Origin of the sequence: Winogradskyella sp. (assembly GCF_013213975.1) — a bacterium.
Lineage (GTDB): Bacteria > Bacteroidota > Bacteroidia > Flavobacteriales > Flavobacteriaceae > Winogradskyella.
Genome location: NZ_JABSST010000023.1, coordinates 22,701 through 39,171, shown reverse-complemented (window position 1 = coordinate 39,171; position 16,471 = coordinate 22,701). Strand labels below are relative to the sequence as shown.

16 protein-coding genes and 1 rRNA gene are annotated in these 16,471 nt (G+C 33.9%); 5 read left to right on the top strand and 12 right to left on the bottom strand.

Going from position 1 to position 16,471, the window contains the following annotated elements; translation table 11 throughout:
* A 16S ribosomal RNA gene (locus HRU49_RS05030) occupies positions 1-98 on the bottom strand; the annotation flags it as partial.
* Between the two features lie 479 nt (positions 99-577).
* Here HRU49_RS05030 and thrS point away from each other — a divergent pair.
* The 4 genes from thrS to rplT all read left to right on the top strand — a co-directional run bounded on the left by thrS (position 578) and on the right by rplT (position 3,820).
* Positions 578-2,518, top strand: a complete 1,941-nt coding sequence (gene thrS, locus HRU49_RS05025) for a threonine--tRNA ligase (protein ID WP_296354795.1) — start codon at positions 578-580, stop codon at positions 2,516-2,518.
* 85 nt (positions 2,519-2,603) lie between these two features.
* Complete coding sequence (gene infC, locus HRU49_RS05020) at positions 2,604-3,098, top strand: translation initiation factor IF-3 (RefSeq protein WP_296354797.1); 495 nt, start codon at positions 2,604-2,606, stop codon at positions 3,096-3,098.
* Between the two features lie 64 nt (positions 3,099-3,162).
* Positions 3,163-3,360, top strand: coding sequence for a 50S ribosomal protein L35 (gene rpmI / locus HRU49_RS05015; RefSeq protein WP_129761794.1), 198 nt, complete (start codon positions 3,163-3,165; stop codon positions 3,358-3,360).
* A gap of 115 nt (positions 3,361-3,475) precedes the next feature.
* Entirely contained in the window at positions 3,476-3,820 is a 345-nt protein-coding gene (gene rplT / locus HRU49_RS05010; protein WP_296354786.1) for a 50S ribosomal protein L20, read from the top strand.
* Positions 3,821-3,888: 68 nt separating this feature from the next.
* Here rplT and HRU49_RS05005 read toward each other — a convergent pair whose 3' ends face one another.
* Genes HRU49_RS05005 through HRU49_RS04995 form a run of 3 tightly spaced genes read right to left on the bottom strand, consistent with a single transcriptional unit; the run spans position 3,889 to position 6,677 of the window.
* Positions 3,889-4,311 (bottom strand): secondary thiamine-phosphate synthase enzyme YjbQ, encoded by a 423-nt coding sequence (locus HRU49_RS05005; RefSeq protein WP_296354784.1) that lies wholly within the window; start codon positions 4,309-4,311, stop codon positions 3,889-3,891.
* A 15-nt stretch (positions 4,312-4,326) separates the two neighbouring features.
* On the bottom strand, positions 4,327-5,406 hold the full coding sequence (locus HRU49_RS05000) for an adenylate/guanylate cyclase domain-containing protein (protein ID WP_296354782.1): 1,080 nt from the start codon (positions 5,404-5,406) through the stop codon (positions 4,327-4,329).
* An 11-nt stretch (positions 5,407-5,417) separates the two neighbouring features.
* The gene (locus HRU49_RS04995) at positions 5,418-6,677 is read right to left on the bottom strand and encodes an asparagine synthetase B (protein ID WP_296354780.1); all 1,260 of its coding nucleotides are present in this window, start codon (positions 6,675-6,677) and stop codon (positions 5,418-5,420) included.
* 579 nt (positions 6,678-7,256) lie between these two features.
* On the opposite strand from HRU49_RS04995, the gene HRU49_RS04990 reads away from it, so the two are divergent.
* Entirely contained in the window at positions 7,257-7,433 is a 177-nt protein-coding gene (locus HRU49_RS04990) for a hypothetical protein (RefSeq protein WP_296354779.1), read from the top strand.
* Between the two features lie 302 nt (positions 7,434-7,735).
* Here HRU49_RS04990 and HRU49_RS04985 read toward each other — a convergent pair whose 3' ends face one another.
* The 8 genes from HRU49_RS04985 to tgt all read right to left on the bottom strand — a co-directional run bounded on the left by HRU49_RS04985 (position 7,736) and on the right by tgt (position 16,351).
* Positions 7,736-8,461, bottom strand: a complete 726-nt coding sequence (locus HRU49_RS04985) for a sulfotransferase family protein (RefSeq protein WP_296354777.1) — start codon at positions 8,459-8,461, stop codon at positions 7,736-7,738.
* Complete coding sequence (locus HRU49_RS04980; protein ID WP_296354775.1) at positions 8,454-9,371, bottom strand: aminotransferase class IV; 918 nt, start codon at positions 9,369-9,371, stop codon at positions 8,454-8,456. Before HRU49_RS04980 ends, HRU49_RS04985 begins: the two co-directional genes overlap by 8 nt.
* 55 nt (positions 9,372-9,426) lie before the next feature.
* Positions 9,427-10,467, bottom strand: a complete 1,041-nt coding sequence (locus HRU49_RS04975; RefSeq protein ID WP_296354773.1) for an AI-2E family transporter — start codon at positions 10,465-10,467, stop codon at positions 9,427-9,429.
* 72 nt (positions 10,468-10,539) lie between these two features.
* Positions 10,540-12,072 (bottom strand): replicative DNA helicase, encoded by a 1,533-nt coding sequence (gene dnaB / locus HRU49_RS04970; RefSeq protein ID WP_296354772.1) that lies wholly within the window; start codon positions 12,070-12,072, stop codon positions 10,540-10,542.
* Between the two features lie 169 nt (positions 12,073-12,241).
* Complete coding sequence (locus HRU49_RS04965; RefSeq protein ID WP_296354769.1) at positions 12,242-13,195, bottom strand: acetyl-CoA carboxylase carboxyltransferase subunit alpha; 954 nt, start codon at positions 13,193-13,195, stop codon at positions 12,242-12,244.
* Between the two features lie 50 nt (positions 13,196-13,245).
* Positions 13,246-14,154 carry a DMT family transporter gene (locus HRU49_RS04960; protein WP_296354767.1) on the bottom strand — a complete coding sequence of 303 codons (909 nt, stop codon included), beginning with the start codon at positions 14,152-14,154 and terminating at the stop codon, positions 13,246-13,248.
* Positions 14,141-15,217 carry an LptF/LptG family permease gene (locus HRU49_RS04955; RefSeq protein ID WP_296354764.1) on the bottom strand — a complete coding sequence of 359 codons (1,077 nt, stop codon included), beginning with the start codon at positions 15,215-15,217 and terminating at the stop codon, positions 14,141-14,143. Before HRU49_RS04955 ends, HRU49_RS04960 begins: the two co-directional genes overlap by 14 nt.
* A gap of 3 nt (positions 15,218-15,220) precedes the next feature.
* Positions 15,221-16,351, bottom strand: coding sequence for a tRNA guanosine(34) transglycosylase Tgt (gene tgt, locus HRU49_RS04950; protein WP_296354761.1), 1,131 nt, complete (start codon positions 16,349-16,351; stop codon positions 15,221-15,223).
* Between the last annotated feature and the right edge of the window lie 120 nt (positions 16,352-16,471).

Genomic DNA, 16,471 nt, shown 5'->3' with positions numbered 1-16,471 from the left:
TCATCAAAAAAGCAAGCTTCTTTATGTTACCGTTCGACTTGCATGTGTTAGGCCTGCCGCTAGCGTTCATCCTGAGCCAGGATCAAACTCTTCATCGTTAAATTTTTAAGTCTCTCGACTTATTCTCTAACAACTAATAAGAAATTATTCCAGTACTCTAAAATGATCTATTCTCTTGTCTGAAATTAACCGTTTCCAGTTAATCTCTTACGCTGTCAATTCAATATGTTAATGAACTTTTTTATTCACTTTTCTTGAGGTTCCCCTCCAAAGCGGGTGCAAATATAAAACCCTTTTTTTATTCCCACAACATCTAACAAAAAAATATTTAAATTTTTTTTCTGACATCTTATCTTGGAAATGAACTCTCGCTTCGAAAACACTTTTATGCCCCTAAGCGGGCGCAAATATATAACTACTTTATATTCCTGCAACACTTTTTTTTAAAATTATTTTTAATATTTTATAACATTCAGTTTAACAGGAGATTATGAGTTGTTTTTTTTATTCATTACTTCACTTTGTCCTTTATATATATAGGTATATCTTTGTGGGCTAAAATTTAGACAATTATATAATGATTAAAATTACTCTACCAGACGGTTCTGTAAGATCTTTCGATAAAGATGTAACACCTTATGAAGTGGCTGTAGATATTAGCGAGGGGTTCGCGCGAAATGTTATCTCAGCAAAATTCAATAACAGTGTTGTTGAAACGACCACTCCATTAACCACCGATGGAAGTCTTACATTATATACATGGAGAGATGAGGAAGGTAAAAAAGCATTTTGGCACTCCTCTGCACACGTATTAGCGCAAGCATTAGAAGAATTATATCCAAATGTAAAACTTTGGGTTGGTCCCGCTATAGAAAATGGTTTCTATTATGATGTTGATTTAGGAGAAGAAAGTATCTCCGATAAGGATTTTAAGGCAATAGAAGATAAAATGATAGAAATTGCCAGAGGAAAGCATGAATTCAAAATGCGTGAAGTATCTAAGGCAGATGCACTTTCTTATTATAAAGGTAAAAATGAATACAAAGTTGATTTAATCGAAAATCTTAAAGATGGTACAATTAGTTTTTGCGATCACTCTTCGTTCACAGATTTGTGCCGCGGAGGGCATATCCCGAATACTGGCATTATCAAAGCCGTTAAAATATTAAGTGTTGCGGGCGCTTACTATAAAGGAGACGAAAACGAGAAACAACTTACTAGAGTTTATGGTATTTCTTTTCCAAAGCAAAAAGAACTCAAAGAATATTTACAACTTGTTGAAGAAGCCAAAAAACGTGATCATAGAAAACTTGGCAAAGAACTAGAATTATTTACGTTTTCAAAGACTGTTGGACAAGGTTTACCACTATGGTTACCTAAAGGAGCCGAATTAAGGGAGCGTCTAGAAAATTTCCTGAAAGCTGCTCAGAAAAAGGCTGGATACAAAATGGTCGTTACACCTCACATTGGAAACAAGGATTTGTATGTCACTTCAGGTCATTTCGCGAAGTACGGTGAAGATAGTTTTCAACCCATCAACACTCCAGCTGAAGGTGAGGAATTTTTATTGAAGCCAATGAACTGTCCGCATCATTGTGAAATTTACAATGCGCGTCCTTATTCTTACAAAGAACTACCAATTAGATTTGCAGAATTTGGAACAGTTTACAGATATGAACAAAGTGGTGAATTACATGGATTGACACGCGTTAGAGGCTTTACGCAAGATGATGCCCATATTTTTTGTACTCCTGATCAATTAGATGCAGAATTTAAGGACGTTATTGACCTAGTTCTATATGTATTTAATTCACTAGGGTTTGAAGATTTTAAAGCACAAGTATCCCTAAGAGACCCTGAAAATCCTGAAAAATATATTGGAAGTGATGAAAATTGGGATAAAGCTGAACAAGCCATTTTAAATGCTGCCAAAGACAAGGGATTAAATTATGTGGTAGAAACTGGCGAAGCTGCATTTTATGGCCCAAAGTTAGATTTTATGGTTAAAGACGCTTTAGGACGTCAATGGCAATTAGGCACAATTCAAGTAGATTATAATCTTCCTGAACGATTTGATTTAAATTATAAAGGCAGTGACAATTTGCTTCATCGCCCCGTTATGATACATAGAGCTCCATTTGGTAGTATGGAACGGTTTGTAGCTATATTATTAGAACATACGGGTGGTAATTTTCCACTTTGGCTAATGCCTGAACAGGCTATTGTATTGTCTGTGAGTGAGAAATACGAAAAATACGCTGAAAAAGTTTTAAATTTGCTAGAAATTAGCGAAATTCGCGCCCTCGCTGATAATAGAAATGAGACGGTAGGTAAGAAAATTCGGGAAGCCGAAATGAAAAAATATCCTTACATTATAATCGTTGGAGAGCAAGAAGAGAAAGAGAATACAATTTCAGTGAGACAGCACGGCGGTGAGGATCTTGGTACAATTAGTGTATCTTCGTTTTCTGAAATTATTAAAAATAAAGTGAGTAAAAGTCTAAAGACTTTTAAATAAAGTTTAACTAAAATTATAAGCCATAGCAATACGTAGAAACAGAAGGAATTACAATAGACGCGAGGTTCAAGAAGACAAGCATCGTATCAATTCTAAAATTAGATCTGAAGAAGTAAGAGTTGTAGGAGACAATGTGGAAGTTGGGGTATATTCTATCAGAAAAGCACTTTACATGGCCGACGAACAAGGATTAGATCTGGTTGAAATTTCACCAAATGCGAATCCTCCTGTTTGTAAAATCATGGATTATAAAAAGTTTCTCTATGAACAAAAGAAACGTGAAAAAGCTTTAAAAGCAAAAGCTACTAAAGTAGTTGTGAAAGAAATTCGTTTTGGTCCACAAACTGATGACCATGATTACGAATTTAAAAAGAAACATGCTGTTAAGTTCTTAAAGGATGGGGCGAAGTTAAAAGCTTTTGTGTTTTTTAAAGGTAGATCTATTGTATTTAAGGAGCAAGGACAAATATTGTTATTGAGATTAGCTCAGGATCTTGAGGAGTATGGTAAAGTGGAACAAATGCCAAAACTCGAAGGGAAACGAATGATTATGTTCATTGCACCTAAAAAAACTAAATAAATTACGCCGCAACATAATTGATGGCGCATAAAATAAGCGAAACGTAAATTAAAACTAGGACAAAATGCCTAAAATGAAAACAAAATCGAGTGCTAAGAAACGTTTCAAACTAACTGGCACTGGTAAGATTAAAAGAAAGCACGCTTTTAAGAGTCATATCTTGACAAAAAAATCTAAAAAGCGTAAGCTAGCGTTAACTCATGATACATTAGTACATAAGTCTGACGAGGATAATATTAAAACAATGTTACGTTTAAAGTAAAAGTAATCTTGTTTTAATCGGTTAAAATAATTTATAAACCCTGGAGTTAGGCAAAAGAATTTAGCAAGTATCTTTATTAAAAAAAGGTCGCCTACTACAAAAAACAATTAAAAACATGCCAAGATCAGTAAATTCAGTTGCGAAAAGAGCTAGAAGGAAAAAGGTTCTTAAGCAAGCAAAAGGATACTGGGGAAGACGTAAAAACGTTTGGACAGTAGCCAAAAATGCGGTTGACAAAGCGATGCAATATTCGTATAGAGACCGTAGAAATAAAAAAAGAACATTCCGTGCATTATGGATTATGCGTATCAACGCTGGTGCTAGACAACATGGAATGAGCTATTCAAAGTTTATGGGTAAATTAAAAGCTAATAATATCGAATTGAATCGTAAGGTTCTTGCAGATTTAGCAATGCATCACCCAGAAGCTTTTGAAGCAATAGTTAACAAAGTTAAATAAGGGCTTTACGCCTCAGTAATAACAACATTTCGCTTAAGTAAAATCCGATTCAAAAGAATCGGATTTTTTTATTTACCAAAGACAGTAACAACTAATCGCCTTCCGGAAGCATCATTTCTATGTTCGCATAAATATATACCCTGCCATATTCCTAAATTTAATCTTCCATTGGTTATAGGAATTTGAATTGACGTACCGATTAATGATGTTTTAATATGTGCTGGCATATCATCTGGACCTTCACAAACATGTTTATAATAAGGTTGATTTTCAGGTACGATTTTATTCAAGTGGCTCTCAAAATCTAAACGAACAGTAGGGTCTGCATTTTCATTTATGGTTAAACTAGCTGACGTATGTTTAATAAAAACCTGCAATTGCCCTATTTGAACTTCTGCTATTTCAGGAATTGCACTTATGACACTTTCAGTTATCAAATGATATCCCCTATTAAACGATTGTAATTGTATTTCTTTTTGAAAATATTTCATAGTGAACGTCTTATTCTATGTATCTTCTGTAATTTCAAAAACCTTCACAGTACTTTCCCTTCCTATAAGTTTAATATCCCCTTTAGAATGTATTTTATACATTTTTTCTAAAATAATATTATTTAATACGGTTTCTGAAACTAAAAGCTGTGCATTATAATTATTACATAAACTTTGTATGCGAGAAGCAGTATTAATAACATCCCCATGAAATGCAATCTCTTTTTTAACAGTACCAACTTCCGCTATCATTAATTCACCATAATGTATACCCGCTTTAAATATTGGTTTAAAGCTAAAAGCTGATTCATAATATTGATTACGCAGATGCAATTGTTTCCTAAAGGCAAAAAATAAATTTATACAATTACTGCTTTTAAAGCCTTTCTTTTCTGTCCATGTCACCACAGCTTCATCACCGACATATTGATAGACTTCGGCTTCAAACTTTGCCAAGACCTTATTTAAATCTGTAAAACAATCTTGAATAAATTTGCTGTACTTTACATGACCTAATCTTTCGGCAATCTTTGTAGAATCTTTCAAGTCAAGAAACATAAGAATTCGTGTTTCCTCTCTTGGCTTTCTATATTTGCCCAACAAAATATTAATAAACATTCCTCTTCCGAATTTATCATTTGCTATTCTGATAAGGGAAAAAACCACAGAGGATGAAACAAAAAATATTACTGTATTCCAGAAAAAGGGATCTGTTCGCCACCACCCCCTTTCATTGGGTAAATCAATATCAATTTGCTCTTCAATACTAAAGGAAAGTAAACTTAGAACAATTATGATAAGGGCCAGATAAATAAAAGATTTAAATATTACACTTACTCCTAATATTAACTTTTTGCTCAAAAATTCGTCAAAAAGAAATTCAATTATAGCATAAAAAACGCCGAGCAAAAGACCCAAAATTAGACCATACTTATAAAATGCAAGAATTGGAAGACCCAAATATTCATCTGTATACAAAGCCAATTCTTCCACTAATCCATTATATCGGATAGCGATAAACAAGGTAAAAGCAAATAGCCAATAAAAAATAGATGAGATAAAAAGCTGAAAAAAAGAGCGTTGTCTGTTATTCATTTAAAAAGCCATTAGGTTTTCTGCTTCTTTTTCTTAGCTGCTGGAAATAGGACGTTATTTAGAATTAATCGATAGCCGGGAGACGTTGGATGTAAGTCCAATTCTGTTTTTGGATCACCAACACGATGTGTATAGTCTTCAGGATCGTGACCTCCATAAAATGTAAAAAAACCTTTTCCCTTTATTCCGTGAATGTATTTAGCCTCTCCATTAGTACGATTTTCACCCATCACTAAGACATTAGATTTTATCTGGTCTCTTGTGAATGATGTGGTTTGGCCCATAAACCCTTTTACTAAGGATGTATGATTTTGGGTTAGCATGGTTGGTATTGGATCCCATTTTGCAGAATACTCCATTAAAGAAAAATAATCAGTTTTAAAAGGTATTTGGCGCTTACGTGTCATATCAATAGAAGAAAACTCATAAACATTTGGACTGCGCTCTAAGACATAATCCTTAAATGCAAATGTTTTGGAAAAATCAATTTTATTTTGATATCCAGGATCGCTAGCATCTCCGTCAAACATGGGTTCGCAAATATCAACACCTTCTGCAGATAACGCAATATCAAAGCTATCTGTTGCTGAGCACATGGCAAACATAAACCCACCACCTACTACATAGTCCCTAATTTTTAAAGCAACGTCTAACTTAGCATCAGATACTTTATCATAACCTAACTTTTGTGCTAATGCTTCGGCTTCTTTTTTCTCCTCTATATACCATGCTGCAGAACGATATGTCCTATAAAATTTACCATATTGTCCTGTAAAATCTTCATGATGTAGATGTAACCAATCGTAAAGCAATAATTCGTCATTCAATACTTCTTCGTCATAAATTGTTTCGTATGGAATTTCTGCATAAGTCAGAACCATAGTCACGGCATCATCCCATGGTTGTTTTCCGTAAGGCGTGTAAACTGCAATCTTTGGTGCTTTCTCTAAGACAACAGCTTCTTGATTTACGGCTGGGCTGCTAATTTCATCAAGAATCTGAGCAGCCTTTGCATCAGAAATCAATTCAAAAGAAACTCCTCGAATTTGGCATTCTCGTTGAATAATCTCAGCATTAGGTAATAAAAAAGAACCTCCTCTGTAATTAAGTAACCATTTTACTTTAAGCTCACGTTCTAAGGTCCAATACGTTACACCATAGGCCTTCAGGTGATTCTCTTGAGATTCTGCATCCATAGGAATTAGAATATAAGAAGCATAAACATTGCTACTTAAAAACAGAATACTTAATATTAAAATGATTTTTTTCAAGTTCAGCTTAATTTAACGAAAGATACTTATTTTTTAGTCTATTCATTTGGATTTTATCATTCTTTTAAGGTTAATACAATTTACGCACATCAGATTCATCATTATTCTCGTTATCAAGACTTAAGATTCTATTTTATCATCTTTGAATGGCTATGAATTAAAAAAATGAAAAACTTACATGCTTTATTTCTTTTCGGTTTCCTGTTTGTTGATTTTATGTCAGAATGAACCTTATGATGGACCCATTATCATTAATACACCTTTAACATTTGAAGAAACTGATAAAAATCTATCTTCTGTACAAGAAGATTTTGGTAATGGTGACGTAAGCAATTACAGTGAATTATGTGAAAATTACAACGTAACTTTAGAAGACTATATTTCACTTGTACAGAAAGTAACTCTGATAATAAAGGAACTTACGATCTTGGCATATCGGTTAATAATCAAATGAATCTTGGTAATTATTCCTCAGTTAGTGATTCCATTAATGCATGGCAACCGACTAATAATTCCAATGTTTCACAGGGCCAACTAACAATCAGTGAAATAGGCTATTTTAATTCAACTATTTGAGGAATGTTTGACTTTACAGGCTGCAGCGATTCTGGTGAAGTCAAAGATTTTACATTAGGGATCTTTAGTAATATTCTCTTAGAAAAAGGAAATTCTTTTTTCGCAAAAGTTGATGGTGTCGCGTTTGTTGATAATGAAATCGTTCCTGGGATTAATAATTTTGTTTGGATTGGATTATGAGCAAGAGATGCGAACAATAAAGAAATTTTCATATCAGTTAGATATGATACAACACTAGGTACTTACCCTTTAAATACAACTACAGAGGTATCCGGTTTTGACGATTCGCTTAGTGTTAAGGATTTTCATTATGGAGAAGGAACTGTAACTATTTTGATCCATAATCCTGAAGACAATTTTTTAATGGGAACATTCAATTGTACAGCAATGCCTTATTTTGGAGGTCTAGACACCTATGAAATAACCGAAGTTCTATTCTGTGTCACTTAATAGATGGAACATTTGATGGCGACTAACCCATATTAAATAACGTATTCTACTATTTTATTGTAATACGATTTACTTTCGTTCAATAATGGTATCAGATGATTAGGAAATACTTCTGACTTAGGTTTATATTTTTGAAACCCATTTGATTTGTGGACACTACTATACCAATATTTAGCCCATATCCCATCTTCTTGGCGCTGTTGTGGTTGCCAATTCAACATAGAGGTTTCAAAAGGTATTTGAATAAATTGACATAGCTTTTTTAAGGTACCTTCTGGATTGTCTAATACCATTCTAGAATCCAATACTGTAAAAGGAATATCTTCTTTATTAAAGTAGTTTATTAAATCTAAATGAAGGGCGTAGCCAACATCATCGATAGTTGGATTTTGGATTACCTTATCAAATGAAGGTAACATGTCTATTGGATCTCTGGTCAAAATAATATTAATGGTATCTTTCATAAACTCACGGTCCAAGTCTAATAAATGATGTGTCATGTGCTTAAAAAACAATACAGGTTTCTCTTCATTAGACATCATAGCGTTTACAACATTATCTCCACAATTTTCCATGGTCGCTAATATATCTTTAGCGCCAGGATGATAACTGTGTGCCTCTGGATGCCTCTTTAAATAATAAGCATATAAAGGTTCATCATAAACTTTGGTATCAGTTCGTTGCGCAAACGAATACATTAATGCTGTTGAAATATTTCTTGGTCCAGACCAAAGACATATGCGTTTCACCTTATTCATTATTTACTGTTGTTTTTATTAACGATTCATAAAGATTACTTAATCCTCTGGTCATTTTTCCAAAATTTCCGTCTCCAATGACCCGCCCATCGATTTTGGTGACAGGTGTAAGACCACCAAAAGTACCAGTCACAAACGCTTCATCTGCACCATAAACATCAAATAGCGAAAAATCCTTTTCATAACATGAAATATTATTCATGCGACAGACTTCTATAACCTTAGCCCTAGTAATTCCGTTCATGCAATATTTGCTTGTAGATGTCCAAACTTCATTATTTCTAACAATGAAAAAATTTGTAGCATTACAGGTAGAAACGAATCCATTAACATCTAGCATAAGTGCTTCGTCAGCTCCAGCTTCAATAGCTTGTATAAGGGCTTGGACTTCATGTAACTTACTATGACAGTTTAATCTAGGATCTAAATAATCTGGAGACCCTCTTCTAACGGTACTTGTAAAAAGGGTTATTCCTTTGTCTTTGGACTCTCTTGAAGCGGTTTTGAATTCTGGAATAATTACAACATTAGGCCCAGAAATTGTTAATCTAGGATCTTGAGAAGGGGTCTTTTTTATTCCGCGAGTTACCATTATTCTAACATGGACTCCATCAATCATATTATTTGCCTTCAGTGTATTCCAAACTTGGTCAGTTAACTCTTGTTTTGAAAAAGGTAACGACATACCAATAGTAGATGCAGATTGCCATAACCGATTAAAGTGATCATCTATAAACACTAAAACACCATGATGAAGTCTTAGCGCTTCCCATACACCATCGCCTACGAGATAGCCACTATCAAAAACCGAAATTTTAGCTTCATTTCGTTTAAATAGTTCTCCATTAATAGATATTAAAATATCATCATTTCTAGAATCTGCTAATGCATTATGAGTACCATGTACCATAGATCATATTTTAAGCAGAAAGATACTTAAAATAACTGCTAAAAGATTTGAATAATTAAAGATTTTCTGGCTGGGTTTCTGTTTCTGAAAGTAAACTTGCAATTACCTTAGTACTAGGAAATTGCTCAAGAATAATTTTAAGAAACACTGTTATAGGAATGGCCATAATTAAACCTGGTATTCCCCATAAAAACCCCCAGAACATTAACATTACGAGAACAGCTATTATATTTATTGAAAAAGATTTCCCCATAAATATGGGCTCAAGAATAGCTCCAAAAGTCACCTGTACCATCGTAATCGCCACTATAAAAAATAATAATGTACTCGTAGGATCCAGCTCTACAAAGGCGAAAATTGAAAGAAGAATAACGGAAATAAATGATCCAACCATTTGAACAAAATTGATAGCAAAAGCAAATAAGCCCCAAAATATTGGAAAACTGACATCAAAAAACACACACATTAATCCAGTAAAGAGTCCTGTAAGGGCACTAACTAAGAACTTAACCTTAATAAATTTTATTAAATCCTTTTCAATCTTCATGAAGGCTTTAATGGAAGTATGCCTTTGTCTTAAAACTGTACTATTTAATAATTTATGCACATTTATAGATTCTCCGAGCCAGAGTACTACAAAAAATGCCGTCATTAAGAGCATGGTCAAAAATTTCCTCAAATAACCTATTGTTGTTCCTAAGTTTTCCTTTTCAAAAAATTGCGCTAAAACATTCTTGTCTTGTTCAAATTCAATTCCAAAATTATCTAAAAGGTAAAGTCTCAAATCTGCTAATTTAGCCTCTGCCTTTGGGAAAAAGTCCGATTTCGTTGCAATAATCTCTCGACTTGACAGTTGTATAAGTTCAATACCCAGCATTAGGCTTCCTGTAACTAATAAGAGTACTATTATTACGCTAACAAACTTAGGTACATTGCGTCTTCCTAACCATCGCATTAACGGTAGAAATAGTAATGCTATGAACATTGAAAAAATTAACGGAATAAATATGAAAGATAGAATCTTAAGAAGATAAAACACTAAAGGTATCGCAATAATTAACAACAAGATATTTGTTGTACGTGTTTGATTTAACATGAGGCAATTCTAATTTTAATAGCAGAGGGCAAAGATACGCTAAAAAGGGGGTGGTAAAACTATAAATTGATGTTAAAACGGAACGTCATCGTCTTCTGGTGTATCAAACGCATCTGAAGGATTTGGGAAATTATCTGGCTTGAAGGTGTCATCATTAGCAGCAGCGTTCATTTTGGAATGGAATTCACCAAATGGAGTATCAAAATCATCCAAGTTATCAAATTTACCAAGATGTCCAATAAATTTTAATCTTATATTGTCTAATCCACCGTTTCTGTGCTTAGCAACTATAAATTCGCCTTGACCCTCCGTTGGAGAACGTTCTTCATCATCCCATTCATCAATCTTATAATATTCAGGTCTGTAGATAAAAGATACAATATCGGCATCCTGTTCAATGGCTCCAGATTCACGTAGATCCGATAGTAACGGTCGCTTACTACCACCTCTGGTTTCAACAGCACGCGATAACTGAGATAAGGCAATTACAGGAACATTAAGCTCCTTTGCTAAAGCTTTCAAGTTTCGAGAAATTGTAGATATCTCTTGTTCTCTGTTTCCTCCTTTCTGACTTCCTCCCGCAGTCATTAATTGTAAGTAATCAATCATAATTACTTTAATGTCATATTGGGATTTTAGTCGTCTTGCTTTAGCACGCAAATCAAAAATTGATAATGATGGTGTGTCATCTATAAAAAGAGGAGCTTTTTCCAATGTTTTAACTTTTACATTTAGTTGCTCCCACTCATGCTTCTCTAGCTTTCCTGTTCTTAATTTTTCAGAGGATAATCCTGTTTCACTTGAAATAAGACGTGTTATTAATTGAACAGAAGACATCTCTAAAGAAAAAAAGGCAACGGCTTTATTAAAATCAACCGCAATATTTCTTGCCATAGTTAAGGTTAAAGCCGTTTTACCCATACCTGGTCTTGCAGCAACAATAATTAAATCAGATGGCTGCCAACCTGAAGTTAGTTTATCTAACTTATCGAATCCTGTGGGTATACCGCTCAGTCCTTCCTTGTTAGAAATATCTTCAATCTTTTTCTTGGCTTGAATTACTAAACTTTGAGCAGTCTCTGTAGATTTCTTAACATTACCCTGAGTCACTTCATAAAGTTTAGCTTCTGCATTATCTAAAAGATCAAAAACATCCTTAGTTTCATCATAAGCCTCTTCAATAATCTCGTTAGATATTTTTATTAAACTTCGTTGAATGAATTTTTGAAGAATGATACGTGCATGAAACTCAATATGAGCAGAAGAAGATACGCGTTGCGTAAGTGAAATGAGGTAAAAATCACCTCCGACAAGATCGAGCTTTTCATCTTTTTTCAATTGACTTGAAACGGTTAATAAGTCAACTGGTTCACTACTTTCAAATAATTTGAAAATAGCTTCAAATATATGTTTATGCGCTTCTTTATAGAATGCTTCTGGGCTTAAAATATCTATTACCTCATCAACTCCCTTTTTATCAATCATCATTGCCCCAAGCACAACCTCTTCTAAATCAATAGCTTGCGGTGGTATTTTACCTTTTTCTAAGCTGATTAGTGTGCTTTTATCTACTTTATAACCTGTTAAGGGATTTGGTTGTTTCATAAGTAACAAATGTAGTTAAATACTATCGATGAAATGCATGCTTAGCGATTTTCAATCTCAACAGTTCTTTAACAATCTAACTGTTAATAACTTAAATATTGTGTTAATAGTGACAAAAAAAACCGAAGTCTAAAACTTCAGTTTTTTTAGTTGCCTATGTTTATTGGACTTAATCTTTGTAGACACCCATTGAGTCATATTTATTCATACGTTGACTTACCAGTTCTTTTGGTGATAAGTTTTTAAGCTCATTATAAGACTTAACAATTGCGTCCTTAACTTCCAAAAATGTTTTTTCTCTATCGGTGTGCGCACCTCCTAGTGGTTCTTTGATTATACAATCCACTAACTTCATGCGTTTCATATCCTTAGCAGTAAGCTTTAATGCTTCTGCAGCCTGTTCTTTATATTCCCAACTTCTCCATAATATTGATGAACATGATTCAGGGGAAATAACAGAATACCAAGTATTTTCTAACATCATTACCTTATCACCTACTCCGATACCTAGTGCACCACCAGAAGCACCTTCTCCAATAATAATAGTTATGATTGGAACTTTTAATCGTGCCATTTCAAGGATATTTCTGGCAATCGCTTCTCCCTGACCTCGTTCTTCAGCCTCCAAGCCAGGATAGGCCCCTGGAGTATCTATTAGCGTGACAACAGGGATTCCAAATTTTTCTGCTGACTTCATTAGTCGCAGCGCTTTACGGTATCCTTCTGGATTTGACATGCCGAAATTACGGTATTGCCTTGTTTTGGTATTGTAACCTTTTTGTTGACCTATAAACATGTAGGTCTGATCTCCAATTTTACCAAGTCCACCAATCATAGCTTTATCGTCTTTTACATTACGATCTCCATGTAATTCTAAAAACGAATCTCCACAAAGTGCATTAATATGATCTAAAGTATAAGGTCTATTAGGATGACGAGATAACTGAACACGTTGCCAAGCCGTTAGGTTTTTATAAATATTCTTTTTTGTATCGGCTAATTTCTTTTCAATCTGCTTGCAAGTTTCAGTAACGTCAACATCACTTTCTTTGCCAATAATTTCACATTTCTGCAACTGCTCTTCTAATTCTTTTATAGGTAGTTCAAACTCTAAATATTCCATACAATTTGAAGTTAATTTTATAGTTAGTTAAGTGTACAAATATAAAAACTTTAATTGGTTATACTGGTGCTATTAGATTTTCGTTTCTTATAGTTTTTTAAAATAGCATCCATGACTATAGTACCTATAATAATAGTGGCACCAACGTAAAATTGCGGTGTCATTTTCTCTTTATCTGGAAATAAAACCAAAGCCATAGCAATACCATAAACAGGCTCTAAATTATAACTAAGAATTACTGTATATGGACTAATATAACGCATGACATCAATTGCGCCTATAAAGGCATAAGCCGTGCAAATAGATGCTAAAATGAAAATATAAACCCAATCCATATCAGATAATGTAAAAAACTCTGCATTGAATCGTCTTCCTGTGAGCAAAATGAATATTGAAATAAAAACAACACCACTCATAAATTCATAAAATGAGATTACTGTTGCATTATGTTTCTCGATAAATCGTCCGTTAATAACAGCAAAAATGGTAGAAAACAAAGCACATAAAAGCCCAAGAATTATTCCATTGATATACCCCACTTCACTACTGGTAATTAATATAACCCCTAGAACTACGACTACACCAAAAAAAATTTCATAGCCAAGAATTCGCCTCTTAAAAATTATAGGTTCAATGAAAGAGGCAAAAAAAGCTCCTGAAGAAAACATAGCTAAAGCAATGGAAACATTGGCTTGGTTAATAGCTTCGAAAAATGTAATCCAATGCAACGCTATTAAAACACCAGCCCCTGAAAACTGTAAAAATGTTTTTTTATCAATTTTTAAATTAAGTCTAATAAGCTTTACATATAAAAACATCAAAACGCCAGCAATAGCCATTCTATACCATACTAAAGCTAATGAACCTATGGTTATTAGTTCTCCTAAAATAGCTGTGAACCCAGCGATAAAAACCAAAAAATGTAAATGAAGGTAATGCTTGAGTTTAACGTTTGGCATTTTGTAAAAGGTATACCGCTAAAATACCAAATATAAAATTAGGAAACCATACTGCTATTACCGCAGGAAAATTAGACTGCTCTGCCATCACTCCAAAGATTTTATCGAAAAAGACATAAATCATAGCGATAGCAATTCCAAAAGCCAAATTAATTCCCATTCCTCCTCTGCGCTTGACAGAAGAAACGGCAACAGCAATAATTGTTAAAATAAATATGGAAACTGGCAAACTCCATTTTTTAAGTTTAACTACCTCATAACGACCAATATTCGGGGAGCCACGCCGCTTTTCGGCAGCAATAAATCTCAACAATTCGCCATAAGACTTAGTTTCGGCCGCGTATTCAACTGGAGTTAAATCTTCTAACTCAAACGAAAATTTGATGGTTTTTCGTCTGACCTTTTCGACTGTCTCGATACCGTTTTCAAAAGTACGCTTTAAATAGCCCGTCAATCTGTAAGTACTATCTTCTTCTATGTACCTAATATTATCTGCAAAGACTTTATACTTAAGTTCGTTACCCTCAAAGTGCTCATAAGTAAAATTCATTCCGACCTTTCTTTCCGGCACAAAACTACTTACATAGATGTAGTCATTATCATTAATTTGTTGATAAACATCTCTAGTTTTTTGAACTTTCTTATTCTTCTTTAAGTATTTAAACTTAAATTCATTAAAACCTTGACTCGCAATTGGCGCAAGATACATACCTAAGACTAAGGCCAGACCTGCTACAAGGGTTGCGCCTATTAAATAAGGTCTTAAAAATCGGGAAAATGAAACGCCAGAACTTAAAAAAGCTACAATCTCTGTATTATTTGCCAACTTCGACGTAAACCAAATAACTGACAAAAATAAGAACAATGGAAATAATAAGTTTGCAAAGTATACCGTAAAATCAACATAATAGGCCGTTACTTCAGCAAATGGAGCTTTATTTTCAAGAATTTTACCTACTTTTTCTGCAAGGTCAACTGTTATTCCGATTGGAATAAACAAGAGTAACATCATTAAAAATGTGAGTAAATATCGTTTTAATATGTACCAATCTAGGATTTTCACAATTTATAATCGCTTATCCATTTGCTTTACCATTTTATCTTTCCAAGTACCAAAGTCACCAACAATAATGTGTTTTCTTGCCTCTCGTACTAACCATAAGTAGAAACCAAGGTTATGAATCGTTGCAATTTGCTTTCCTAATAATTCATTTACAGTAAATAAATGCTTCAAATATGCTTTTGAATATTCTGTGTCCACAAAAGTAATTCCCATTTCATCTATTGGTGAAAAGTCGTCAGCCCACTTTTTGTTTTTAATATTTATGGTTCCATGAGCTGTAAACAACATGCCATTGCGAGCATTACGTGTTGGCATCACGCAATCAAACATGTCCACACCTAAAGCAATGTTTTCTAATATATTAATAGGTGTACCTACTCCCATAAGATATCTCGGTTTATCTTCTGGTAATATATCACAAACTACGTCGGTCATGGCATACATTTCTTCAGCAGGTTCACCAACCGATAATCCACCAATGGCATTTCCTTGGGCACCTGCGTTTGCAATGTACTCAGCAGATTGTATTCTAAGATCTTTATACGTGCTTCCCTGAACTATCGGAAAAAACGTCTGTTCATAACCATATTTAAATGGCAATTTTTTTAAATGTGTAAGACAGCGCTCTAACCAGCGATGCGTCATATGCATTGATCGTTTAGCATAATTATAATCGCATGGATAGGGGGTACATTCATCAAAAGCCATAATGATGTCTGCCCCAATACTACGCTGTACCTCCATGACATTCTCTGGTGTAAAGACATGATAACTACCATCTATATGCGATCTAAACTTAACGCCTTCTTCTTTGATTTTTCTGTTGGCCGATAATGAATAGACTTGATAGCCTCCCGAATCTGTAAGAATATTACGATCCCAATTCATAAATTTGTGCAGTCCTCCGGCTTGTTCTAGAATTGGAGTTTGAGGTCTTAAGTACAAGTGGTAGGTGTTCCCTAAAATAATATCGGGATTGATATCGTTCTTTAGTTCTCTTTGATGAACTCCTTTAACGGTTGCCACGGTTCCAACAGGCATAAAAATCGGTGTTTCTATAGTGCCATGATCCGTTGTTATTAAACCAGCTCTTGCTTTGGTATATATATCTTCTGCTAAACGTTTAAATTTCATCAAAATTGAGTATGCAGGCAAATATAAATAACTCTATAACATTGACATCTTAATAAAATTTAAAATTGTTAGCAAATCCTAAAAATCGTTAATAAGTGTAAACATTCCCCTTTTGTTAAG